Origin of the sequence: Halosimplex rubrum (assembly GCF_013415885.1) — an archaeon.
In the GTDB taxonomy this organism is placed as follows: Archaea; Halobacteriota; Halobacteria; order Halobacteriales; family Haloarculaceae; genus Halosimplex; species Halosimplex rubrum.
This window is the reverse complement of record NZ_CP058910.1, coordinates 82,592-104,836: the sequence shown is the minus strand read 5'-3', so window position 1 is coordinate 104,836 and position 22,245 is coordinate 82,592. Positions and strand designations below refer to the sequence as shown.

Here is a 22,245-nt window from a genome sequence, read left to right as displayed (position 1 = left end):
TCGCCCGGTTACTCCGAGACCCCTTCGACGCGGACGACCTCGGCCTCTACGTCCTCGGTGACGGCGCCCCAGCCGCCGACCTCGACGTCGCCTTCGACGGTATCGAGGACGATAGAGACGGTGCCGCCGAGTTCGTCGTAGGAGGGGTCGGCGACGGTACCGTTGTCGGGGCCGAAGCGAATGTCGACCAACTCGCCGCGGATCTGAACGGGGTCTCCGGTGTCGGTGTCGCGCCCGCGGACGACGACGGTGACGGTCGCGCCCTCGCTCCAGCAGACGGCGGCGTGGCGGACGAACTCCTCGATGCTGATGTAGGCCGTCTCGTCGGGCTCGGCGACGTGTACCTGCTCTGCGGGGACCCACCCGCAGGTGAGAAACGACCAGTGAAAGAGGAAGGTCAGCAGGTCGTCGCCGACCTGGACGCCGTACTCCTCGTCGGCGTGGACGTTCGGCGAGAGGAAGCCCTGCCGGCGGTCGACGACGGTGAGGAAGGAGCCGGGCGAGTGGGAGTGTCGGACTTCGGTGATGGGGCTGTCGGCGAGCGTCTCGGCGGACACGTCGGTGTCGGAGATGGGGCCGTTGACCGACGCGTGGACGACGACGCCGCGCTCGGCGGCGGCCGCCAGCGCGGGCCGGAGTTCGGCGAACTGCGCGGCGCTCCCGCCGAACTCGACGGACACCGCGGCGTCCTCGATGGCGACGCGGGCGTTCTCGACGACGGTCCGCCGGCGCTTGACGACGCTGACGCGGTGTTCGCTGGGGTCGGGCCGCTCCCAGCGGTCCTCGATCTCGTCGGCGGCGTCGGCCAGCAGCTCCCCCGTCGAGCGCAGTTCGTCGAGCACGTCGCCGGGTTCGTCCGCACGGGCGTGCAGGCGGTCCCCCTCGACGGTCTCGACGAACCCGCGGTCCTCCAGCGTCCGCACCACGTCGTACACCTGCGAGGTGGGCACGCCGGCCCGCTCGGCCACGTCGACGACCGGCGCCGTCCCCTGGTCCAGCAGTCCGAGGTACACGGCCGACTGGTACTCCGTCAGGCCCGCGCGCTCCAGCGCCTCGCGGAGTCGATCCGTCTCCATGCCGAACCGTGCTCCCCGCCCGAGTAAAGCGTTGCCCTGGCGTCCGGGTCGTCCCCGCGCGGTCCCGCGGCGAGCGGGGCCGCCGCTCGGCCTCGACGAGTTGACCGAGACCGAGCGCCGGCGAGGTGCTTGCTCGACGAGACGGTCTCGTACGCCCGGACGGGTCCGCTATCGACCACGCCGCCCCGCTGCCCCTCGCGCTGGCGCGGTTCGCTCTCGAACCGGCCGCGAGTGTCGAGTACCGCCGTCGAACCGGGCGCTCACTCCGTCTGGACGACCCCGAGAGCAGCCTCCAAATATCATCCGACAGTGAAAAGTATTACAAGCGGGGCATTCGCCCGTGCTGACATGGTTGGGAACCACCGACCGAGGGTAACGGGGCATCGACGGGGGCTGCGCGCCGCTGAGGTGGACCGATGACGGACGACGGGTCCGCCGAAGCGGGCGAGTCCGACGAGAGCGGTCAGGTCGAGGAACCGACCGACGGGGAGTCGATCGAGGGCCAGTCCACCGGCGGACAGTCCGTCGCGGACCAGTCCACGGGCGGTCAGTCCACGGGAGAACAGTCCGCGAACGGAACGTCTCCCGACGGCGACTCGACCGAGGAGGCGTCCGGGCAGTCGACTGGTGGTCAGTCCACGGGCGGGCAGTCGACTGGTGGTCAGTCCACGGGCGGGCAGTCGGCCGGTGGCCAGTCCACGGGCGGACAGTCGACTGGTGGTCAGTCCACGGGCGGGCAGTCGGCCGGTGGTCAGTCCACGGGCGGGCAGTCGGCCGGTGGACAGGCCGGGACCGGACGGACCGACGGGCAATCCGGGGGACGGACGGGCGGTCAGGCGGGTGGACAGTCCGCCGGGCGAGCCGCGAGCACGCAGCCGAGCGGCGAGATGACCGGACCCGCGGCGGGCGGGACGGACCTGGAGCCGAACGTCGCGGCGGCGATCGCGTACCTGTTCGCGCCGCTGACGGGGGTCGTCATGCTGCTGGTCGAGGGCGACGAGGACGACTTCGTGCGCTTTCACTCGATCCAGAGCATCGGCTTCGGCGCGGTCGCCATCGCCGCGTGGGTCGCCGTCGGCATCGTCATGGGGATACTCACGGCGATACCGGTCGTCGGCGACATCTTCGCGTTCCTGGTGTTGCCGCTGAACGGCCTCGTCGGCCTCGGCGCGTTCGCCGTCTGGCTGTTGCTGGTCTTCAAGGCCTACCAGGGCGAGCGCTACGGCCTGCCGGTACTGGGCCCGATCGCCGCGTCGAACTGAACCGACGCCCGGTCCTCCGGGTTCTCGCCGCTACACGCGAGCGGCGGCGCCGGACGGCCGGTTCGACGGATTCTACGCCTCGTCCTCGTCGGCGAGGTAGTCGTCCTGCACGGCGAGTACCTCCGTCGAGTCGGTGCAGTCGGCGTACCGGCGCAGGGGTTCCTCGTTGAGTTCGAGGAAGGTGTGACCCCACGAGAACCGGTCGAGGATCTCCGCGGCCCGCTCGCGCTCGCCGAGGATGCACAGGGCGCCGGCGAACGCCTCGACGGTGTTCAACTGGAAGGCGGTCCCATAGTTGACCGGATTGGCGGCGACGAGGAAGGGCAGCGAGCGGTGGACGCCCTCCAGGTCGAAGGCCTCGCGCTCGGCGGTCTCCCACGAGCAGTCGAGCGCGACGAGGCGGTCGCGGCGCGCACCGGAAGACGAGCGGCGCTCGTCTTCCGAGCCGTGCGTCGCTCCGCTCCGCAGGACGCCCGTCCCCTCGCGGTCGGCGGGCGAGAGCGCCCGGTCGGCGAAGGGGTTGAGGACGATCCCCGGCGGCGTCGCCCGCGTCGAGCGGTGCAACTCGGCGTCGTCGAACTTCGCGAGCCGGCGGGCCGAGCACTTCTCGGGGTCGTCGTCGCCCTCGTAGCGGACGTGTAACTCCACGGCAGGGGTACTCCCCGCGGTGACAAAAGCCGCTCGGAGCGGACCCGCCCCGAACGCGTGCCGATCCGGCGTATACAGCGCGTGAAAACGCTGGGAAGGTCTAAATACGATAACTTAGTTGTCTGTATCAATGCTTTCGGAGGGTGTGGCGGCGCCAGCGGTCGACCTGCCGGCGTACGTCGACGGCGAGCGCCGACGGGTCGATCTCGACGAGTACCTGGGGGAGGGGATCGTCGTCCTCGCGTTCTACCCGGCGGATTTCAACCCCGCCTGCACGATGCAGGAGTCGGACCTGGGCGATCTGGATCTGTTCACGATGCAGAAGGACGTGTCGGTGTTCGGGGTCTCGCCGGACAGCACCTACAGCCACGAGGCGTTCGCCGAGCGCTACGGGCTGCACGTCCCGCTGTTGAGCGACCGCGAGGGCGAAGCCGCGGAGGCCTACGGCGTGGCCACCGAGAACGAGGTCGGCGAGCGCCTCGTCCGACGGGCCGTCTTCGTCGTCGACCACCGGGGCACCGTCGAGTACGCCCGGGCGGCCGACGACCTCGAGACGCCGCTCGACGTGGCGCCCGTCAAGGAGGCCGTGGGAAGTATCGGCGGCGACGACACCGCGCTGGAGCGCTACCGCGTCGGCCACGACCACTACGCCGAGGGTCGCCGGGCGTTTCGGGCGGCGATGGCCGACTACGAGGACCGCGAGTGGATGGACGCACGCAGCGGGTTCGAGGAGGCCGAACCAGCGTTCACCGCCGCCGCCGACCACTTCGACACGGCCGTGCGGTTCGCCGAGACCGCCGACTTCGAGACGGTCGTCGACCGCACCGAGGAGAAGGCCGACACGCTCGCCCACGCGACCAGCTGGCTGGCCGACTCCGCCGACGCGCTCGCCAGCGGCCGGGGCAAGCAGGGCGCGCAGTACCGCGAGGACGCCCAGCGCCTGCTCGACGCCGCCACCGACCTCTCCGAGCCGCCCGGACCCGACGCCTTCCGACTGACCGCCGACGGCGTCGAACTCGGCGACTCGGTCGTCGTCGACCACGGGGAAGCGGAGGGCTACGACTGGCGGGCCGACGACGCCGGCGGCGTCGACACCGGACTGGCCGTCGACGACGCCGACCTGGACGCCGCCGTCGCCGGCGAGGCCGACGACTACGAACCGACCGACGAACCCGACACCGTCGAGGGCGACCTGGAGATGGACTTAGACGCCGTCGACGCCGCCGACGAAGCGGACGACGACACCGCCACCGAGGAGTCGAGCGTCGAGGGCGACACCGTCGAGGGCGACCTGGAGATGGACATGGACGCCGTCGACGCCGCCGACGAGGCCGGGTCTGAGAGTGCGACGGACGGACCCGCGGGGGCGACGGCGGACACCACGCCCGCCGCCGGCGACGACTCGGCGGACGACCCGGAGGCGGCGGCTGCGGACCCCGAAGGCGAAGACGGCGACGCGGCCGTCGAGGAACTCGACCTGGCCGACCCGACCGAGGGCGACGACGAAGACGAGGCCGAGGACGAACGGGCGAACTGGGACATTCCAGGGCGATAGGTGGCGGGTCGCGGGTCCGGCGGATCCGGCGAACCCGCGACCGCCGCGTTCTTTTCGGAGCCTCGCCAAGCGCAGGCATGACCGACGGCGCCGAGCGGGCGCGGGCGTACTACCGGGTGCTCGACGAGGCCGACTACGACCGGCTGGCCGACCTGCTGGCCGAGGGGTTCGTCCACGACCGGCCGGACCGGACCATCGACGGTCGCGACCGCTTCGTCGAGTTCATGCGCGAGGAGCGCCCGCAGACCGACACTACTCACCGCGTCGAAGCGGTGTTCGGGGGTCGAACCGATGGGGACGGGCGAGAGGGCGACGACGAGGCCGACGGGGGCGTCGCCGTCCAGGGGCGACTGCTCGCCGCCGACGACTCGGTGATCACCGGCTTCGTCGACGTGTTCTCGGTGTGCGAGGCCGGGATCGAGCGGATCGAAACGTACACCGACTGAGCGCGACGTCCGGTGTCACGGACTCCTGGCGTCCCTCGGTCACTCCTTCTCGCCGGCCCCGACGGCGCTCTCGCCGACGGGTTCGTGGCCCTCGATGAGTTCCTGGCCGTTCATGTACGGCCGTAGCGCCTCGGGGACGGTGACGGTGCCGTCGTCGTTCTGGTAGTACTCCATGATCGCGACCATGACTCGCGGGACCGCCACGCCGCTCCCGTTGAGCGTGTGGAGGTACTCCGCCGACTCGTGGCGCTCGGGCCGATACCGCAGGCCCGCACGCCGGGCCTGGAAGTCCTCGAAGTTCGAGACGGACGATACTTCGAGCCAGCGACCGCCCACGTCGGGACCGCCCTCCATGTCGTCGCCGGGCGCCCACACCTCGATGTCGTACTTCTTGGCCTGGGTGAAGCCCATGTCGCCGGTACACATGTCCAGCACCCGGTAGGGAAGGCCGAGCCGCCGGAGGACTTCCTCGGCTTCGCCGAGCAGCCCCTCCAGCCGGTCGTAGCTCTCCTCCGGGCGGACGAAGTTGACGAGTTCGACCTTGTTGAACTGGTGGACGCGGACGTAGCCCCGCGTCTCGGTGCCGTGCTCGCCGGCCTCGCGGCGGAAATTGGGGGAGAAGGCCTGGTGCTTCAGCGGGAGGTCGTCGTCGAGCAGGATCTCGTCGCGGTACATGTTCGTGACCGGTACCTCGGCGGTGGGGAGCAGCCACAGGTCGTCGTCGTCGTAGTCGTCCTCCTGGCGGGCTTCCACGCGGTAGGCGTCCTCGGCGAACTTGGGGAGCTGGCCGGTCCCGCGCATCGACGCCGAGTTGACGGGGATCGGCGGCGCGACCTCGACGTAGTCCTGCTCCTCGTGGACGTCGAGGAAGAACTGGATCAGCGCCCGCTCCAGTTTCGCGCCGTCGCCCTTGACGAACTGGAAGCCGCCGCCCGACACCTTCGCGCCGCGCTCGAAGTCGAGGACGTCGAGGTCCTCGCCCAGGTCGTAGTGCGGGGTCACGTCGTCCGGGTCGACCCGCAGGTCGTCGAACCCCTCGCGGTAGCGCTCGATATTGTCGCTCTCGTCTTCGCCCGTGGGGACCGAGTCGTGGGGGACGTTCGGGATCTCCAGAAGGCGCTCCTCCAGTTCCGCCTGCAGCTCGTCCGCCCGGTCCTCGACCTCCTGCAGTTCGTCTTTGAGCTCCTGGGAGCGCTCGATGGCTTCCTGGGCTTCCTCCTCGTTGCCCTCCTGTTTGAGTTCGCCGATGGTCGAGGAGACCTCGTTGCGCTCGTGGCGGAGGCCGTCGCCGCGGGACTTGAGTTCGCGCCACTCCTCGTCGATCTCGAGGATCTCGTCCAGGTCGACGCCCGTGACGCCCTTGCGCTCGATGGCGTCGCGGACCCGTTCGGGGTTCTCCCGAACGAACTGCCTGCTTAGCATGGTCGGCGGTTCTCGATGGAGGGAAGTAGGCGTGTCGGTCCGATGTGAATACGTGACGATCGGGGATGTGAGAGAAGTCGACACGGCACACGCTACTGCGACGCCCGATCGAACTGGACCGCAGAACAGCGTGAAAGCCCCGACCCGTTCGACTCGGGCGACTCGCTGTGCGCTTCACTCGCTCCGCTCGTTCCAGTGCTTGCTTCGTCGGCCGTCGTCGAACGGGTCGCCCCTTTCATTGAGCGAGCGGGGGCTTTCACGCTGTTCACGGCCGTGGTCGAGTTCGCGGTCGGGGGATTCGCAGTAACAACCGGTACATCTCGGAGCGACATCCGTTTGTGCGCAGAGACGTAGGTACGAACACATGAACGAGCCGTCGACGATGGAACTTCCGGACGGCCGAACGCTCGCCTACGCCGAGTACGGCGACCCCGCGGGGACGCCCGTCTTCGCCTTCCACGGCGTCATCGGGTCGCGGCTGATGTGGTCGCTGTGCGACGACGCGGCCGCCGAACGGGGGATCCGCCTCGTCGCCCCCGATAGACCGGGCTTCGGCGCCTCCGAGTTCCAGCGCGACCGCCGGCTGCTCGACTGGCCGACCGACGTGTGCGCGCTGGCCGACTCGCTGGGCGTCGACCGCTTCGGCGTGACGGGCTTCTCCGGCGGCGGCCCGCACGCGATGGCCTGCGCCCACGCGGTGCCCGAGCGCGTTCGGGGGGTGTCGCTGGTGAGTACGGTGACGCCGCCAGAGACGCGGGACCGAGCGGACCCGTTCAACGAGGCGGTGCTGTCGGCGACGCGGTTCGTGCCGGGCTTCTCCCAGGCGGCGTTCGCCTCCTCGGCGTGGCTGGCCGACAACGCCTGGCCGCAGTTCCGCACGGCGCTGAAAGTCGGGTCACCGCCCGAGGACCGAGCGGTCTTCGACGGCCCGGCGGGCGAGACGCTGTTCGCCGACGGCGCCGAGGCGTTCCGCAACGGCTCCCGGGGGCCGGCCCACGACCTGCCGCTGGTGGGCGACGACTGGGGGTTCGACGCCCGCGGCTGTCCCCACGAGGTTGACCTCTGGCACGGTCGTGCCGACGCGACGGTCGGTCCCGACCTCGCGCGGACGTTCGGCGACCTGCTCCCCGCCGCCGACCTCTACCTCGGCGACGGCGCTCACTACTCGACGTACGTGGACAACCGCGGCGCGATCCTCGACGCCGCGGCGGGCTGACGGCGCGACTGCGGCGGACCCCAGGGCCGCGAGGGACTCCCCGCCGGCACGGCGGGTTCGCGGAACGAACCGGGTACCCTCGTCGAGGTCGACACCCACATTTATGCGCGGGTCGGGCGTCGGTTCACGTGTGAGCGAACCAGACAGAGAGACCGATCTGGGATTCGGCCAGGCGGTCTTCGACGACGAGGGGAACCGACTGGGGACCGTTCGCGGGTTCGACGAGCACGGCTTCTACGTGACGACCGAGGAGGGGATCGCCGGCATGGGCCAACACCTCTCGACCACCGCCGACAGCGGCGAGGCCGAGCTGATGTGGCGCTGCTGGGACTGCGGTGAGATGGGCGACATCGAGGAGATCCCCGAGACCTGCCCCGCCTGCGGCGCCGAGCGCGAGAGCATCTACTACTGGGCCGAGGACTGAGGCGGCCGTGCGCGCCCTCGTCTTCGGCGCCGGTAGCCTCGGGAGCCTCCTCGGGGGACTGCTCGCGCGCGCCCACGACGTGACGCTGGTCGGTCGCGACCCCCACGTCGAGCGGGTCCGCGCCGAGGGGCTCCGGATCGCCGGCGAGGTCTCGGCGCGCGTCGCGCCGGCGGCGACGACGACGGTACCCGCCGAGCGGTTCGACCTGGCCCTCGTCGCCGTGAAGGCCTTCGACACGCCGGCCGCCGCCGAGGCGCTCGGTGGCGCCGACCTCGACGCGGTCCTCTCCGTCCAGAACGGGCTGGGCAACGAGGCGGTGCTGGCCGAGGCGCTCGACGCGCCGGTGCTCGCGGGCACCTGCACCTACGGCGCGCGCCTGACCGAACCGGGCGCCGTCGAGTGTACCGGCCGCGGCGAGGTGGCGCTGGGCCCGCCCGACGGTGGGGAGTCGCCGGTCGCCGACCGCGTGGGACCGGCCATGCGCGCGGCCGGCGTCGAGACGACCGTCGCCGCCGACATGCCCCGACGGTGCTGGGAGAAGCTGGCCGTCAACGCGGGGATCAACGCGGTGACCGCGCTCGCGCGCGTCGAGAACGGCGCGCTGGTCGACGGGCCGGCGGGCGAGCCGGCTCGCCGCGCGGCGAGGGAAGCCGCGCGCGTCGCGCGCGAGCGGGGGATCGACCTGTCCGACGACGCCGCGGTCGAGGCGGTCGAGCGCGTGGCGGCGGCGACGAGCGCAAACCGGTCGTCGATGCTGCAGGACGTCGACGCCGGCGGGCGGACGGAGGTCGACGCGATCAACGGCGCGGTCGTCGACCGGGCCGAGGCGGCGGTGCCGGCCAACGAGACGCTGACGGCACTGGTCCGGGGCTGGGAGCGCGAGCGCGGCCTTCGGGAGGACGAGGAGGGGTGATCGGGGAGCCGGTCAGTTGCCGACGGCGAGCGCCCGCGGTTCGACGGCGCTCGCGTTCCCGCTCGACTGGTCGGGCGTCCGGTCGCTGAAGAAGACCGTCTCGCTGCCGTAGACCCGCAGACGGTAGGTGTCGGCGTCGTACCCCTCCAGCCCGGGCGCCAGGTCCTCTTCCAGGGAGTTCGGCGCGATGACGACCAGTGGATCGATATCGCCGTCCTGGAGTCGCTGAACGGCGATTCCCTCGTCCTGAATGCAGTCGCCGGTGGCGCCGTAGGCGTCGACGTACCACTGTAAGGGGAGCGTCTCGCTGATGCTGGAACAGCGTGGTTCGATCCCGCCGTCCCGCGGGGTGTTGCGGACGTAACTGTTTCCGACGAAGAGCACGTCGGGACCCTGGTGGTCGGCGGCGTGGTCCTCCAGCACCGCCATCGACGGGCGGAAGTCGTCGGCCGGCTGGGCGTACTGGACGAGTTCGTTCCCGTCGCTGGTGTCGTTCATGTAGACGAACCAGCCCGCGGAGCCGGCCATGTAGCCGGCGATCAACACGAGGGCGAACGCGGTGATGCCGAACCTGACCGAACCGGTGTGGACGGAGTCGCGGGCGCGGTCGACGACCAGCGCGATGCCGACGCCGGCGGGGATCGCCAGCGGGACGAGCGCGTTGACGGCGATCCAGGCGTTGGCGATGTCGGTCCCGAGCGGGTAGCCGACGACGGAGACGAAGCCCCAGTAGGCACAGAAGAGGACGACGCCGCGCGAGCGGACGCGACCCCACCGCTCGGCGAGGAAGCCGACGACGGCCATCAGGGTGAGCGCCAGCGCCGACTGGGCCATCGCGTGGACCTCCTGCCCGAGGAAGCAGAGGTAGGCGTCGACGACGTTCTCCTTGCGGCAGCCGGCGTCGGTCGTCCCGCCGAACCAGTAGCTGTACCCCTCGACCACGTCGTCGAGCGTCCGGTCGAAGAGATCGGGGAACAGCGTCGGGTTGGTGACCGCCTGCCAGAAGCCGACGGCCTCGGTGCCCGGCGACCGCGGGGCGTAGAAGTACAGCGTGACCGCCAGGAACAGGACGACCGCGACCGCGCCGTGCCACAGGAAGTCGGCGACGTAGTCCCCGAGCGGTCGGGTGCGAGCGTCGAGACGCTCGCGCGCCCACTCGAAGCCCGAGCGGTCGCCGCCGGTCCGGAACAGCGCCTGGTCGAGCAGCAGGGCGCTCGCGCCGAGCCACACGAGCAGGTACACCGCGGCGTTCTCCTTTGCGGTGAACGCCAGCGCGACGAAGACGACGGCCCCGTAGACGTACCACACCGAGTACTCGTCGTAAGCGCGCACGAGCAGACCGAAGGCGACGAACGCGAACGCCGTGGCCAGCAGCGTGCTCCGGAAGAAACGGGAGTAGTACAGCAGCAGCGGGCTAAAGGCGAGGAAGAAGGCGGTCCCGATCACCTCGTCGCCGTCGAGGTGCTCGCGGAACAGGAGCGCCGCGAGCGGGAGGAAGGCACCGACGAGCGCCACGAACAGCCGCATGGTGAAGTCGTTGGCGCCCAGCGCGTCGAAGAGGAACTTGTTGACGTGCTGGACGAGCGGGCCGTGGATGATGTAGCGGTACTCGAACTGGCCGGTCTCGAGGAAGTAACTCGACCACCAGGCCACTCGCCCCTCGTCGTAGTGGGCGACGCGCGCGCCGAGGAGGGCGAGGCGAGCGAGCAGACCGCCGGCGACGACGGCGAGGACCCAGCGGGTCGTCCGGTCGATGCCGTCGAACCGGCCGGTCGATCCGGTGGGGTCCGGCGGGTCTCGGTCGCTCGCTGTGGGTTCGTCGGCGGGGTCGGCCGAGTCACCGTCGACGCCTGTCTCGGGTCCAGCGGACTCCCCCGTGTCGCCGGACCCGGCGGCGTCGGACTCGGGATCGGAGCGGCTCATGTCCGCCGTGTCGCCCCCTCACGATTTCAACGCTTGGATCTCTAACGGGTCACTCCTCGTCGTCGTCGGACGACTTCGCGACCGCGCCGACCGTCTTGTCGACGGCCTCGCCGGCCAGGTCGTCCGGCGTCGTGACGTACTCCTCGATGGCGACCATCAGCGCGGCGACGACGAGCAGGCCCCCGCCGACGGTCGTCTGGCCCCGGGCCAGCAGGAACTCCAGTCCCAGCAGCGCGACCGGGATCGCGAACACCAGCGTCGTCCCCAGCCCGACCATCCCGAGGATACTCCGCGCCATGCACCCCGGTACCGCCCCGACCGGCAAAAGCCCCCCGTCTCCGAGCGCCCGAGGCGAAATCGGAGTGGAACATCACACATTCGGGAACGGTAACTCTTTTGCGACGATCGTCCCAAGCCTCGGGTATGTTCACCGGTATCGTCGAGGAGACGGGCGAGATCGTTGAGGTAGAGGACAGCGACGCCGGTCGGCGGCTCCGGATCGCGACGACGTTCGAGGACCTGACGGGCGGCCAGAGCGTCAGCGTCGACGGGGCGTGTCTCACCGTCGAGGAGCACGCCGACGGGGAGTGGCTCTCGGTGTTCCTGGCCGCCGAGACCCTCGAACGGACGACCTTCGACTCGGCGAGCGAGGGGCAGGAAGTCAACCTCGAACGGGCGCTGGCCGCCGACGAGCGCTTCGACGGCCACGTCGTCCAGGGCCACGTCGACGGCACCACGGAGATCGTCGACATCGAGCGGGTGGGCGAGGGTCCCGCGAGCGGAGCGAGTGGGACCTCGTCGGGCGACGCGTCGTCCGACGGTGACTGGGCGTACACCTTCGAACTCCCCGCAGGACTCGAACAGTACGTCGTCGAGAAAGGGTCGGTCGCGCTGGACGGGATCAGCCTGACCGTCGCTACGCTCGACGACGCCGGCGGGACGTTCTCGGTGGCGATCATCCCGACGACCTACCACGAGACGACGCTCTCGGCGAAGGAACCCGGCGACCGCGTCCACGTCGAGGTGGACGTGTTCGCCAAGTACGTCGAGCGGATGCTCGGGATGGCCGACCGGGACGCCGAGGCCGGCGCCGACGTGGCTGCCGTGCGCGAGGCCCTCGGGGAGTACCGGTAGCCGGGCGGCCCGTCCCGAGCGTGGCGAGCCGCCCCCTCGAACCCGTTGTGGTCCCACCGAACTCCCGAAAAGCGCCGCGTGAACCGGTGTTCGTGTCTGCCTGTCGAAGATTTCATTACCGGCGCTTCCCTGTGCTCCCGGTGGATCGACTCCCAGGAGTTACAGACAGGACAACATGTGTGTCAACACTTGTGCGGTCGATAGTCGCGAGATACGGAGAGACCGGACGGGGAGCGACGCGTGACCGGACCGTCGCTCACTCGCCGGCACCTGCTGAAGACGACGGCCGCCGGGGCCGCGGCGGGCGCGCTGGGGCGGCCGGCCGCGGCGCAGCAGGCCGACGACCGACTGGTCTGGCACTTCGAAACCGGCGACACGATCTATACGAGCCCGACGATCGTGGACGGGACCGTCTTCGTCACCGACGGCGACGGCTGGCTGTACGCCATCGACGCGGCGACCGGCGAACAGGAGTGGAAGAACAAGATCGGGAACGTACTCCAGTCCACTCCGACGGTGGCCAGTGGGCTCGTCTTCGTCGGAGCGGGCGACGCCGAGGTGTCCGCGCTGGACGCGGAGACCGGCGAGGAGGTGTGGAGCACCAAAGTCGAGTGGACGTTCGACTCGGCGCCGACGGTCGCGGACGGCACCGTCTTCGCCGCGAACAGCCACGAGCGCGTCGTCGCCCTGGACGCGGCGACGGGCGAGGAGGAGTGGGAGGTCGAGACGGGCGACAGATCCGGTAGTTCGTCCCCGACGGTGGTCGACGGGCGGCTGTTCGTCGGCAACGATGACGGTAGACTGTACGCCCTGGACGCGGAGACCGGCGAGGAGCTGTGGACCTTCGAGACCCTCGGGGAAACCACGGCCTCGTCGCCGACGGTCGCGGACGGCACCGTCTTCATCGGGAGTCAGAATACCGCCCTGCACGCCGTGGACGCGGAGACAGGTGAAGCGGAGTGGTTCTACGGCACCGGGGACGAGATCTTCTCGTCGCCGACGGTCGCGGACGGCACCGTCTACGTCGGGAGTAGCGACGACAGCCTCTACGCGATCGACGCGGAGACCGGCGAGAAAGCGTGGAGCTTCGAAACCGGGGAGAGCGTCAACTCGGCGCCGACGGTGGCGGACGACACCGTCTTCTTCGGAAGTTACGACGAACACGTGTACGCGGTCGACGCGGAGACCGGCGAGGAGGCCTGGCGGTTCAGAATCGACGACAAAATACGGGGAGGGCCGACGGTGGTCGACGGCACGCTCTTCGTCGGGGGCAGCGACGGCCACGTGTACGCGCTGGACGCCGGTGTCGACGGGTCGAGCGACGGCTCCCGGGTGCGCCTGGGCACGCTGGGCCACCACGACTCGTGGGCGAACAAACAGGCCGAAGCGATAGAGCGCGACGACGGGGGCGCGGTCCCCGTCGTCGGTCCGGGATTCGGCGCCGGCGGCGCACTGGCCGCTCTGGCGGGGACCGGGTATCTGCTGGGGCGTCGCCGCTCGACGACCGACGGCGAGTGACACTCAGCCGTCGAATTCCGTCATGTCGGCCCGCTCGCCGTCCGGCGCCTCGTCGGTGGCCTCGTGGTAGGCTTTCCGGTACCGGGAGATCTTCCGGATCAGCAGGAGTCCGAAGATCCCGTCGTAGAGGATGATGAACCCGAAGAAGGCGACGAACCACGGGATCCCGGTGACGCCAGCGACGAGGCCGGGGAGGAAGCCCGACAGCGTGTTGTACAGCGCGTGGACGAGCGTGGCGATCAGCAGTCCCTTGACGACGATGGGGCCGGCCCGGTCGCGGTTGAACTTCGCCAGGCCGAGGTAGTAGCCGGCGAACGCGGAGTAGATGACGTGGCCCGGCCCCGCGAGTGCGCGGACGGCCGTGATGCCGGTCCCGGTCACGACGAGGTTGAAGGTGTCGGCGATGCCCTCGGTCTGGCCGGCGATGTAGATGGCGTTCTCGATGGTCGCGAAGCCGAGCCCCGCCATCGCGCCGTAGACCGCGCCGTCGACGACCGCGTCGAACTCGGGTTTGCGGTAGGCGTACAGCCGGACAGCCAACAGCTTGACGGTCTCTTCGACCGGCCCGACGACGAGGAAGAAGTAGAGGATCTGGGTGCCCCAGAACAGCAGCCCCAGGCTCTCCAGCGAGACGCTGACGACCGTGTTCACCACGCCTGCGAAGCCGGCGAACAGCACGCCCAGCAGGAACGTCCCGACGAGCAGCTCCAGCGGCTCGGAGCTGGTCACGTCGGCGTACCAGACGTACGCCGCCAGGCCCAGCGCCGGCACCGCCGACAGCAGCGTGAAGGTCCCGACGATCGGGTCCGCGAGCGCCCCGAGGCCGCCGAGGACCACCTGCGCACCGAGGATGACCAGCGCCAACACCACGACGAACAGCCGCAGCGCCGACACGCCGGTCCCGTACACGAACACCGACAGCTTGTCCAGCAGTGACCGCGGCTCCCACGTCGACACCTCGTATAGGTCGCGCTCGCCGTCGGCGCGCGCCTCGACCGGGTCCCGGCTCTCTGACATGGGTCGACTGTCGGCCTCGCTACCCCTAACAGTTTGGCCCTACCGACCGGTGAACCGGCGCTGTGCCCCTCGCCCCATTGCGACCTTATATTCTCTAGGTGTAGTCTAACACACCATACGCCATTGAGGGGTACGGTTATCAGTGCGAATCTGGGAGTGGCAGGCGATGACACGAGTCAGTTCCAGCCGCGGGATGCTCTACTCGGCCCCGCCGGGCGAGGACACAGAGGAAGAGCCGACGGCCGAGGAGTCGGCCGACGACTGAATCGGGCGCGCCGTCCGGCCCCGACCTGAATCGCCAGCGCGCAACGCCTGCGGAGAGCGAGAGGTTTTTCGCCGCACGTTCGATAGAGGTGGTATGACCATCAGGGCGGGCGTCGTCGCCGTGCAGGGCGACGTGAGCGAACACGCCGACGCCATCCGACGAGCCGCCGCCAGCCACGGCGACGAGGCCGAAGTCGTCGAGATCCGTCACTCCGGCGTCGTCCCCGACTGCGACATCCTCCTGTTGCCGGGCGGCGAGTCGACGGCCATCTCCCGACACCTCCACCGCGAGGGGATCGCCTCCGAAATCGAGGCCCACGTCGCCGACGGCAAGCCCGTGTTGGCGACCTGTGCCGGCCTCATCGTCGCCTCGACCGACCCCAACGACGACCGCGTGGACTCGCTCGGCCTCGTGGACGTGACCGTCGAGCGCAACGCCTTCGGCCGCCAGGCCGACAGCTTCGAGGCGCCGCTGGACGTGACGGGCCTCGACGAGCCGTTCCCCGCCGTGTTCATCCGCGCGCCCGTCATCGATTCGGTCGGCGACGTGGAGGTGCTGGCCGAGTGGGACGGCCGCGCCGTCGCCGTCCGCGACGGCCCCGTGGTGGCGACTTCGTTCCATCCGGAGTTGACCGACGACGCGCGGATTCACGACCTGGCGTTTTTTCAGAGCGAGGTCGCGACCACAGGGAGCGACCTCGGATAAGCGAGCGGGGAGTGTAACGACCCGCGAGCAGGGCGAGGACGACCGAAGGGAGTCCTCGAAGGGCGAACGGTGAGCGAAGCGAGCCGTGAGCAGCGCGGTCGCGACCACAGGGAGCGACCTCGGATAAGCGAGCGGGACCACGTCACCGTTCTCAGGTTGTGACAATCCCGGCCGGTGGTTTATCTCCGGAGCGCCTCCGTTCACACGAGGGTAACACGATGATCGATACGACGACACACCTGCTCCAGCACGGACCGCACCACGGGCCGAACGGCGGAGCGATGGGAGCCGGCGGCTGGATGGGACTCGGGATCCCCTGGGGACTGCTGTGGGTGGTCCTCTCGGTCGCGCTGTTCGCCGTCGCCGTGTACCTGCTCGCGACGCGGGTCGACGGCCCGGTCGGGACGGCACCGGCCGACGCGACCGACGGGGTCGACCCGATGACGACCCTCGAACGGCGCTACGCCCGCGGCGAGATCGACGACGAGGCCTTCGAAGAACGTCGGATCCGGCTCGCCGAGCGCGACCGGCGGTGAGCGGCCGTCGGCCTCGCGGTCGTCAGTCGCGACCGCTCCCGAGCGCGAACCCGAGGGGACTTACCGGAGCGCGTCGACAGCCCGGGTAATGACCGACGACGTGCTCGACGAGGTGTTCGCCGTCATCGAGGACCGGAAGGCCGAGCTACCGGACGACTCCTACACCGCCTCGCTGTTCACCCACGAGAAGGGCGAGAACGCCGTGCTGGAGAAGCTCGGCGAGGAGACCACGGAGTTGCTGCTGGCGGCCAAGGACGACGACCGCGAGGAGATCGCCCACGAGTCCGCCGACATCGTCTACCACCTGCTCGTCCTGCTCGCCATGAAGGACATGGATCTCGACGACCTGCGCGACGAACTGGCCGAACGGAGATAGGAGTCGCGAACGCGGTCGTTCACCGATCGACTACCCGCACAGCCGACGGCACCGATACTGCGACCGTTTCCACCGCGAACACACCCGCCGCGGCCGCAGACACGGTCGGGGCTTTCACGCTGTTCTCGCCGGTAGTTCCCGCGGCAGGAGTGTCGCCGATCCACTCCGTATCGACGGCGTGCCGGGATCGGAAAACTACTCCCGCGGCTCGAACCGATGGCGGACGACCTCGCTGTCGTCGTCCCACTCGAAGGTGTCGTGGACGCGGTTCAGTCGCTCCCGATACGCTTCGAGGTCCTCCGACCCCTCCCGCTGGGCGTCCTCGTCGGTGAGGTCGCCGAGCGTGCGGCGGGTCACGTCGGTCACCTCGAAGGTGGTCCCCTCGATCTCGAAGGTGTCGCCCTCGTCGGCGTACCTGTGCCCGCGGTGCATCTGGGTGACGCGGCCGGCGGCTGCCATGCTCTGGACGTGCTCGTTGGGCAGGACTTCGCCGGCGTCGATCTCGGCCATGCCGACCCTCGGGGCGGGATCGGCAAAAGGGTGACTTCCGCGGGCGGCTCAGTCGGCCAGCACCGCGCCGATGGCGCCGCCGACGGCGCTGTCGAGGGCGAAGACGAACGCGATGACGAGGCCGACGACGACGACGCTGAGCCCGCCGAACAGGCCGCCGATGGGGCCGCCGAGGACGCCGCCGAGCAGGCCGGCGATGGGGGCGGTGACGAGGACGAGCACGAGCCCGCCGAAGGCGCCGGCGAGGAGGCCGTGCCAGAGCCCGTTACCGAGGCCGCCGCCGGCGAGGTAGCCGGCGACGAACCCCGCGATCAGTCCGGCCCCGATGTGGCCGACCACCGGGACGAGGAAGGCGACGAGTCCCGCGACGATACCGGCTGCGAATCCCCAGACGACGGCGCTCCAGTCGGTCATAGGTGAGGTAGGGGGCCGGCGTTGATATGCGATCCGCCGGGGTTCGCAGGGCGAGCGACGACAACGACCGCGGGACCGCGACCGAGGGCGACCGCGGACCGCGACCGACGGCGTCGGTCCGCTCGCGGGCTGTGGCGGACTCGCACGGGCGTCCGCGAGTAAACGGCCTTTTACGCGCCGGCCGTGTATCGAGCCCCAATGAGCCAACCGTTCGAGGACCTGCAGACGACGCCGACCGCCGAGGAGCTGGTGGACAAGGCGTTCTCGCGGGCCGCACGCGCGGGGCGGGCCAAGGACGGCCTCGACGCCCAGCAGTCGATGCTCCAGACCGCTTCGAATATCGCGTCCGACAACCTGGAGAACGTCGTCACCGGCTGGCCCGACTTCGACGATCTCGACCCGTTTTACTACGAACTCGCCGACGCCATCATGGCGTCGAACACCACCGGCGAGGACGCCCCCGATATCGGCGGCATCGACGCCGTCCGCCAGCACCTCTCGGAGGTCGGCTGGGCGAGCCGCAAGACCGCCGACATCCGCCGCGAGTACGCCGAGCGCCTCGCCAGCAGCGACATCGACACCGCGACGAAGATCCGCAAGCAGGCGTTCGCCCGCATCGCGGACGTGGTCGAGGAGGTCGAGGACGACCTCGCCGCGGTCGGCGCCGCCCGCGACGACCTGAAGACCCTGCCCGACATCCGCCCCGACGAGCCGACCGTCGTCGTCGCCGGCTACCCCAACGTCGGCAAGTCCACCTTCGTCAACGCGGTCACCAACGCCCGCAACGAGACCGCCTCGTATCCGTTCACGACGACGGAAATCCGCGTGGGCCACTTCGACGGGGCGGACCTGGCCGCCAACAGCGAGCGGGCGACGCCCGCCAGCCACGGCCACATCCGCTACCAGATCGTCGACACGCCGGGCCTGCTCGACCGAGCGCCCGAGGAGCGCAACGACGTGGAGTCCCAGGCCGCCAGCGCGCTCGAACACCTCGCCGACGGCGTGCTCGTGCTCGTCGACGCCAGCGGGGAGTGTGGCTACCCCCTCGACACGCAGCTGGCGCTTCGCGACGACCTCGAAGCCCGCTTCGACGTGCCCGTCCTCACGGTCTGCAACAAGGCCGACCGCTCGCGGGACGTGGAGGCCGACCTGTACATGAGCGTCACCGAGGACGAGAACGTCGAAGGCGTCCTCGACGCGGTCATCGCCGCGATCGACTACGAGCCGGAACTGCCCTACGACGGGTCCTGACGGCGGAGCTACCCGTCGCGGGTTCCCGCCGCCGGGACCGCGTCGCTGGTCTCGGCGTTCGCAGACCGCCAGCCGCGGTTATCGGCGTGAGAAGTGCCATCGAACTGTTCGCTGGGTCGTTGTTTTCGGGACTGGCGCGGATGATTCTTCTCCTCAGTGCGTCTGCGAATGAATCGATAAAATCAGCTCTCTCCAACAAGAGTTGTCGAACAAAGGAATTGGCTGAAAATATCAGCCGAATTCCCGCTCTGAATTTGTCCCCGCTGACGCTTCGGCCCTCCAAGACGAAACGTCACCTCTAGGTTCCACAGTCATGGTTTTAAATCTGGTGCATAGATGAGGTCACTGTCGCAATGATAACTTCATGCCCTGCACTGAACGTTGCGTCTGCGTGCGTATCTTGCACCGCGCTTTGACCAACCAAGGTGGTGAATTCGTCTTTTGTGGAGGGACATCACTGATTGTGTACAGAGATAGAGAGGGACGCCCTTATCCATATCTGGGTCGTAGGCATGAAAATGACTCCCTCCAAGAACCACGCCGAGCGTCAGCCGTCTCACAAGGCAACGCTCTACTGTCCAAACTGTGACCACACCAATCGTATTAACGGGGACTGGATTGTTCACGACCACCCCACCTATCTCGACTACGAATGTCCTGAATGTGGCAAGACAATCGAATCTCGGTCTACGAGCTCAAAGACGATTACCCACAGTAGAGAACGGATTCAACTCACAGACGCTGATTGAGATCCATGGTGGTGTAGATTCGCACCTCTTCGGAGGTAATGACGACTCTATAGCCCCAGATCCGTGTACTCAGATACAGCGGGCGGTCAGAGGTCCACTGGACGGACTTGAACATGTCAGCGTTGACCCAATCGTTCAGCTGTGTCGGTTTTTCGAAGACATCGACGTTAGCCGCGTGGAAGGCGTTTACTACGGCCACACTCATCTCCTCTCCACTACTGAGTGAGTAGGACACCATGAGATCGAGTTTGTTCTCGTTCAATAGTGGTAAGGGCTGCATTACGAACTGGTAACAACTCGACAATAAAAACGCCCTCGTTTTTCATTCAGTTGTCCAATCCTAATCAACTCTGTAGATAGAACACAATGGTGACTCGTTGTTGACGGATAACTGTCGGATAGAGTCGCTGTACTGAGCGAATCGAGGGAGCGAAGAACGGGTATGTGAGCTAATGTAGAACCTCTTCGGAGTGAACGAACGTCACCGGGGAGGCCGGTGACGGGAGAACGGAACCGTCAGCGGGTGGGATGGGTGCCCGAGGCCGTGGGATCAGCGAGGGGGCGTCGGGCGGTGGGTGTCAGAGGGGGATCGGTGAGGGCCGACCGCGTCAGTTGCCCGTCTCGTAGACGACGGTGACGGAGGCGCTGACGCTGACCGGGCCGCTGTCGATGGAGGTGCCGGCGTCGCCGCCGGCGGAGAGCGCGGCCGTCTCGACGGCGTAGGGTCGGGCGCTGTACTCCGTGGTGGAGACGCGGTCGACGCCGTTGATCGAGAGGTCCTCGGCGGCGGCGATGGTGCTGGCCTCGCCGCGCGCGGAGTTCATCGCCTCGGTGAGCGCCTCCTGACGGAGGTCCTCGCGCTTGTCCGCCGAGAGGGTGAACTCGATGCCGTCGACCTCGTCGGCGCCGTTGGTCACGGCGGTGTCGACGACCTGACCGACGCTGTCGGGGTCGTCGGTCGTGATGGCGAAGGCGTGGACCGCCTGGTACGTCGGCTCGTCGGTCTGGCCGCCGCCGTAGCGGCGGTTCGTCGAGATGTCGTAGTGGGCCGTCCGGATCTGGCCGTCCTCGATGCCCATCTCGTTCAGCGCCGAGCGCATCGAGCTGGCGTTGGTCGACAGGTGCGACCGGACCGTCTCGATGTCGTCGCCCGTCGCGACGACGCCGACGCGGACGACCGCGCGGTCGGCCTCGGCCTGGACCTGTCCGGAGGCGCCGACGGTGATCGTGTCGCTCCCGTCCGCCTGTGCGGACTGCTGTGCCTCGACCGGCGAGCCACCGGCCGCGAACGCGGCGCCGACGCCCGCCGTCGCCAACAGCGCGGCGACGACCGCCACGCCGGCGAGTGTGTGTCGTGAGTTCATGCACTCGTCCCAACGACCCCCGCTCAAATACCAACCACGTAAACTCAAACGCGTCTTTGAAGGATCGAAATCGAGCGTCTGACGCGCGTCGGACGGGCGACGCCGGCGTTCGTCCCCCACCGTCGCCAACCCGCTGTCAGGCCGAGTCGGTGACGACGTACCGGACCTGCGTCCGGACCTCTCGGTCGATGGCCCGCTCGACGCGGCGGTCGATCCGCTCGGCCAGCGCCGGGTGGTCGTGGTCGTCGACGCCGACGGTCACCGTGATCCCGACGGGGTGGCGCAGCAGCGGACCGCCGCTGCGGTTGACCTCCATCGAGAGCACCTCGGCGGAGGTCCCGGACTCGTCGAGGGCGCCGTTGGTCGCCTCCTGGATCCGTTCCTCGGTCGTGGCGCCCTGGAACGAGTCGTACGTGACGCCGCCGAGGAACACCGACAGCGCGACGATCGCGACGACGAGGATACCGATCCGTCGGACGGTGGCGCCGCGGGCCTCCTCCAGTTGGAACCAGTTGGTCGGGCGGTACCCGCTGTAGCGCAGGACGACCAGCGCGGCGAGGTTGATCGAGAGGAGGTTCACCAGCACGAGCACGCCCGACCCGAGCGAGACGACGGGTTTGGCCCACGCGAGACCGATGCCCACCGTCGCCGCCGGCGGGATGAGCGCGACGGCGATCATCACGCCGACGATCGCCGAGGAGATCCCCGCCGTCAGCGAGACCGCGCCGGCGATGCCCGCGCCGAGCGCGACGACCAGCGAGAGGAAGTCGGGGTAGAGGCGGCTGCGGACCTGCGGGATGGCGGTCACGTCGGTGAAGGGGGGGATCAGGTGGACGGTCTTGACGAGCCACGCGAAGGCGGCGGCGCTCGCGACCGCGACGACGAGGCCGACGGCCTGCAGTTTGACCCCGCGGGCGAACAGCTCGTCGTCGACGACGACCGTCCCGACGCTGGCGGCCATCGCCGGGCCGATCAGCGGCGCGATCACCATCGACCCGACGATGACCGCCGGGGAGTTCAGCAGGAGGCCGGCGGTCGCGATGACCGCGCTGACGACCGTCATCAGGAGGTACGCCGGCGTCGAGAGCAGCAGGTCCTTGGCGGCCGCGACCAGCTCCTCGCGGGCGATGCGGTCGCCGTTCTCCTCCTCGGCGAAGCGCTCCTCGAGCTCCTCGAACTCGTCGGAGACGACCGTCTCCGCGTCGAGGACGACCGTGTAGGTGCTCTCGTCGATGCCGGCGGTCCGGAGCGTGTCCAGCACCGGCTCGACGGCGTTCGTGGGCAGCGGGACGTACGCGACGGCGGCGTACTCCCGGCCGCTGGTCTCGTCCGTGACGATGTAGTCGACGTCCTCGTCGTCGAGCGCCCGCGTGACGGCCTCGCGCTTGCCCGTCGGGATCGTGATCTGGACGAGACGCACGTGCCACCGAACGGGCAGGACGGTGAAATACGCTCGGGATCGGTTCGGGCTTCCCCGCCGGTGTCCGCGGTCGCGTAATCGAAGTTTCCAAGAGCGTCGGG

At 69.3% G+C, this 22,245-nt stretch carries 23 protein-coding genes; 12 read left to right on the top strand and 11 right to left on the bottom strand.

Going from position 1 to position 22,245, the window contains the following annotated elements:
- Positions 1-8: 8 nt before the first annotated feature.
- Positions 9-1,076: a TrmB family transcriptional regulator gene (locus HZS55_RS00570; protein ID WP_179909831.1), complete on the bottom strand. Its 1,068-nt coding sequence runs from the start codon at positions 1,074-1,076 to the stop codon at positions 9-11.
- Between the two features lie 416 nt (positions 1,077-1,492).
- Here HZS55_RS00570 and HZS55_RS00565 point away from each other — a divergent pair, with 416 nt between their 5' ends.
- Positions 1,493-2,338, top strand: coding sequence for a DUF4870 domain-containing protein (locus HZS55_RS00565; RefSeq protein ID WP_179909830.1), 846 nt, complete (start codon positions 1,493-1,495; stop codon positions 2,336-2,338).
- Positions 2,339-2,410: 72 nt separating this feature from the next.
- Here the strand turns inward: HZS55_RS00565 and HZS55_RS00560 are convergent, their stop codons facing one another.
- Complete coding sequence (locus HZS55_RS00560) at positions 2,411-2,986, bottom strand: DUF367 family protein (RefSeq protein ID WP_179909829.1); 576 nt, start codon at positions 2,984-2,986, stop codon at positions 2,411-2,413.
- A 130-nt stretch (positions 2,987-3,116) separates the two neighbouring features.
- Between HZS55_RS00560 and HZS55_RS00555 the strand changes: the two genes are divergently transcribed.
- Together HZS55_RS00555 and HZS55_RS00550 are read left to right on the top strand one after the other, a co-directional pair.
- A complete protein-coding gene (locus HZS55_RS00555; protein WP_179909828.1) occupies positions 3,117-4,541 on the top strand; it encodes a redoxin domain-containing protein in 1,425 nt (474 codons plus the stop codon).
- A 77-nt stretch (positions 4,542-4,618) separates the two neighbouring features.
- Positions 4,619-4,987: a nuclear transport factor 2 family protein gene (locus HZS55_RS00550; protein WP_179909827.1), complete on the top strand. Its 369-nt coding sequence runs from the start codon at positions 4,619-4,621 to the stop codon at positions 4,985-4,987.
- Positions 4,988-5,026: 39 nt separating this feature from the next.
- Here HZS55_RS00550 and serS read toward each other — a convergent pair whose 3' ends face one another.
- Complete coding sequence (serS, locus tag HZS55_RS00545) at positions 5,027-6,409, bottom strand: serine--tRNA ligase (RefSeq protein ID WP_179909826.1); 1,383 nt, start codon at positions 6,407-6,409, stop codon at positions 5,027-5,029.
- A 364-nt stretch (positions 6,410-6,773) separates the two neighbouring features.
- Here serS and HZS55_RS00540 point away from each other — a divergent pair, with 364 nt between their 5' ends.
- The 3 genes from HZS55_RS00540 to HZS55_RS00530 all read left to right on the top strand — a co-directional run bounded on the left by HZS55_RS00540 (position 6,774) and on the right by HZS55_RS00530 (position 8,962).
- A complete protein-coding gene (locus tag HZS55_RS00540; RefSeq protein ID WP_179909825.1) occupies positions 6,774-7,625 on the top strand; it encodes an alpha/beta fold hydrolase in 852 nt (283 codons plus the stop codon).
- Positions 7,626-7,728: 103 nt separating this feature from the next.
- Positions 7,729-8,049: a DUF7130 family rubredoxin-like protein gene (locus HZS55_RS00535; RefSeq protein WP_179909824.1), complete on the top strand. Its 321-nt coding sequence runs from the start codon at positions 7,729-7,731 to the stop codon at positions 8,047-8,049.
- 7 nt (positions 8,050-8,056) lie between these two features.
- Positions 8,057-8,962, top strand: a complete 906-nt coding sequence (locus HZS55_RS00530) for a ketopantoate reductase family protein (protein WP_179909823.1) — start codon at positions 8,057-8,059, stop codon at positions 8,960-8,962.
- 12 nt (positions 8,963-8,974) lie between these two features.
- Here the strand turns inward: HZS55_RS00530 and HZS55_RS00525 are convergent, their stop codons facing one another.
- Entirely contained in the window at positions 8,975-10,885 is a 1,911-nt protein-coding gene (locus tag HZS55_RS00525; protein WP_179909822.1) for a flippase activity-associated protein Agl23, read from the bottom strand.
- 49 nt (positions 10,886-10,934) lie between these two features.
- A complete protein-coding gene (locus tag HZS55_RS00520) occupies positions 10,935-11,183 on the bottom strand; it encodes a DUF7533 family protein (RefSeq protein WP_179909821.1) in 249 nt (82 codons plus the stop codon).
- Between the two features lie 125 nt (positions 11,184-11,308).
- Here HZS55_RS00520 and HZS55_RS00515 point away from each other — a divergent pair, with 125 nt between their 5' ends.
- Positions 11,309-12,019 (top strand): riboflavin synthase, encoded by a 711-nt coding sequence (locus HZS55_RS00515; protein ID WP_179909820.1) that lies wholly within the window; start codon positions 11,309-11,311, stop codon positions 12,017-12,019.
- Positions 12,020-12,259: 240 nt separating this feature from the next.
- Complete coding sequence (locus HZS55_RS00510; protein ID WP_179909819.1) at positions 12,260-13,537, top strand: outer membrane protein assembly factor BamB family protein; 1,278 nt, start codon at positions 12,260-12,262, stop codon at positions 13,535-13,537.
- Positions 13,538-13,540: 3 nt separating this feature from the next.
- Here the strand turns inward: HZS55_RS00510 and HZS55_RS00505 are convergent, their stop codons facing one another.
- Entirely contained in the window at positions 13,541-14,554 is a 1,014-nt protein-coding gene (locus HZS55_RS00505) for a PrsW family intramembrane metalloprotease (protein WP_179909818.1), read from the bottom strand.
- Between the two features lie 358 nt (positions 14,555-14,912).
- Here HZS55_RS00505 and pdxT point away from each other — a divergent pair, with 358 nt between their 5' ends.
- From pdxT to hisE, 3 genes are all read left to right on the top strand, one after another.
- Positions 14,913-15,524 (top strand): pyridoxal 5'-phosphate synthase glutaminase subunit PdxT, encoded by a 612-nt coding sequence (pdxT, locus tag HZS55_RS00500; protein ID WP_179909817.1) that lies wholly within the window; start codon positions 14,913-14,915, stop codon positions 15,522-15,524.
- Positions 15,525-15,742: 218 nt separating this feature from the next.
- Positions 15,743-16,060, top strand: coding sequence for an SHOCT domain-containing protein (locus HZS55_RS00495; protein ID WP_179909816.1), 318 nt, complete (start codon positions 15,743-15,745; stop codon positions 16,058-16,060).
- Positions 16,061-16,148: 88 nt separating this feature from the next.
- Positions 16,149-16,436: a phosphoribosyl-ATP diphosphatase gene (gene hisE / locus HZS55_RS00490; protein ID WP_179909815.1), complete on the top strand. Its 288-nt coding sequence runs from the start codon at positions 16,149-16,151 to the stop codon at positions 16,434-16,436.
- Positions 16,437-16,631: 195 nt separating this feature from the next.
- Here the strand turns inward: hisE and HZS55_RS00485 are convergent, their stop codons facing one another.
- Together HZS55_RS00485 and HZS55_RS00480 are read right to left on the bottom strand one after the other, a co-directional pair.
- Positions 16,632-16,946 carry an ASCH domain-containing protein gene (locus HZS55_RS00485; protein ID WP_179909814.1) on the bottom strand — a complete coding sequence of 105 codons (315 nt, stop codon included), beginning with the start codon at positions 16,944-16,946 and terminating at the stop codon, positions 16,632-16,634.
- Between the two features lie 48 nt (positions 16,947-16,994).
- Positions 16,995-17,360, bottom strand: a complete 366-nt coding sequence (locus HZS55_RS00480; protein WP_179909813.1) for a DUF5518 domain-containing protein — start codon at positions 17,358-17,360, stop codon at positions 16,995-16,997.
- Positions 17,361-17,558: 198 nt separating this feature from the next.
- Here HZS55_RS00480 and HZS55_RS00475 point away from each other — a divergent pair, with 198 nt between their 5' ends.
- Positions 17,559-18,611, top strand: coding sequence for an NOG1 family protein (locus HZS55_RS00475; RefSeq protein ID WP_179909812.1), 1,053 nt, complete (start codon positions 17,559-17,561; stop codon positions 18,609-18,611).
- Between the two features lie 732 nt (positions 18,612-19,343).
- On the opposite strand, the gene HZS55_RS00470 is transcribed toward HZS55_RS00475, so the two are convergent.
- From HZS55_RS00470 to HZS55_RS00460, 3 genes are all read right to left on the bottom strand, one after another.
- Complete coding sequence (locus tag HZS55_RS00470) at positions 19,344-19,640, bottom strand: hypothetical protein (RefSeq protein WP_179909811.1); 297 nt, start codon at positions 19,638-19,640, stop codon at positions 19,344-19,346.
- A 328-nt stretch (positions 19,641-19,968) separates the two neighbouring features.
- Positions 19,969-20,724 (bottom strand): SIMPL domain-containing protein, encoded by a 756-nt coding sequence (locus HZS55_RS00465; protein ID WP_179909810.1) that lies wholly within the window; start codon positions 20,722-20,724, stop codon positions 19,969-19,971.
- A 136-nt stretch (positions 20,725-20,860) separates the two neighbouring features.
- Positions 20,861-22,144, bottom strand: a complete 1,284-nt coding sequence (locus HZS55_RS00460) for a TIGR00341 family protein (protein WP_179909809.1) — start codon at positions 22,142-22,144, stop codon at positions 20,861-20,863.
- Positions 22,145-22,245: the final 101 nt, after the last annotated feature.

What these genes read in the sequence shown, in the direction of transcription:
- HZS55_RS00570 (WP_179909831.1), bottom strand. Translation starts at nt 1,076, where the DNA reads ATGGAGACGGATCGACTCCGCGAGGCGCTGGAGCGCGCGGGCCTGACG.
- HZS55_RS00565 (WP_179909830.1), top strand. Translation starts at nt 1,493, where the DNA reads ATGACGGACGACGGGTCCGCCGAAGCGGGCGAGTCCGACGAGAGCGGT.
- HZS55_RS00555 (WP_179909828.1), top strand. Translation starts at nt 3,117, where the DNA reads ATGCTTTCGGAGGGTGTGGCGGCGCCAGCGGTCGACCTGCCGGCGTAC.
- HZS55_RS00550 (WP_179909827.1), top strand. Translation starts at nt 4,619, where the DNA reads ATGACCGACGGCGCCGAGCGGGCGCGGGCGTACTACCGGGTGCTCGAC.
- serS (WP_179909826.1), bottom strand. Translation starts at nt 6,409, where the DNA reads ATGCTAAGCAGGCAGTTCGTTCGGGAGAACCCCGAACGGGTCCGCGAC.
- HZS55_RS00540 (WP_179909825.1), top strand. Translation starts at nt 6,774, where the DNA reads ATGAACGAGCCGTCGACGATGGAACTTCCGGACGGCCGAACGCTCGCC.
- HZS55_RS00535 (WP_179909824.1), top strand. Translation starts at nt 7,729, where the DNA reads ATGCGCGGGTCGGGCGTCGGTTCACGTGTGAGCGAACCAGACAGAGAG.
- HZS55_RS00525 (WP_179909822.1), bottom strand. Translation starts at nt 10,885, where the DNA reads ATGAGCCGCTCCGATCCCGAGTCCGACGCCGCCGGGTCCGGCGACACG.
- HZS55_RS00520 (WP_179909821.1), bottom strand. Translation starts at nt 11,183, where the DNA reads ATGGCGCGGAGTATCCTCGGGATGGTCGGGCTGGGGACGACGCTGGTG.
- HZS55_RS00515 (WP_179909820.1), top strand. Translation starts at nt 11,309, where the DNA reads ATGTTCACCGGTATCGTCGAGGAGACGGGCGAGATCGTTGAGGTAGAG.
- HZS55_RS00505 (WP_179909818.1), bottom strand. Translation starts at nt 14,554, where the DNA reads ATGTCAGAGAGCCGGGACCCGGTCGAGGCGCGCGCCGACGGCGAGCGC.
- pdxT (WP_179909817.1), top strand. Translation starts at nt 14,913, where the DNA reads ATGACCATCAGGGCGGGCGTCGTCGCCGTGCAGGGCGACGTGAGCGAA.
- HZS55_RS00495 (WP_179909816.1), top strand. Translation starts at nt 15,743, where the DNA reads ATGATCGATACGACGACACACCTGCTCCAGCACGGACCGCACCACGGG.
- hisE (WP_179909815.1), top strand. Translation starts at nt 16,149, where the DNA reads ATGACCGACGACGTGCTCGACGAGGTGTTCGCCGTCATCGAGGACCGG.
- HZS55_RS00485 (WP_179909814.1), bottom strand. Translation starts at nt 16,946, where the DNA reads ATGGCCGAGATCGACGCCGGCGAAGTCCTGCCCAACGAGCACGTCCAG.
- HZS55_RS00480 (WP_179909813.1), bottom strand. Translation starts at nt 17,360, where the DNA reads ATGACCGACTGGAGCGCCGTCGTCTGGGGATTCGCAGCCGGTATCGTC.
- HZS55_RS00475 (WP_179909812.1), top strand. Translation starts at nt 17,559, where the DNA reads ATGAGCCAACCGTTCGAGGACCTGCAGACGACGCCGACCGCCGAGGAG.
- HZS55_RS00470 (WP_179909811.1), bottom strand. Translation starts at nt 19,640, where the DNA reads ATGCAGCCCTTACCACTATTGAACGAGAACAAACTCGATCTCATGGTG.
- HZS55_RS00465 (WP_179909810.1), bottom strand. Translation starts at nt 20,724, where the DNA reads ATGAACTCACGACACACACTCGCCGGCGTGGCGGTCGTCGCCGCGCTG.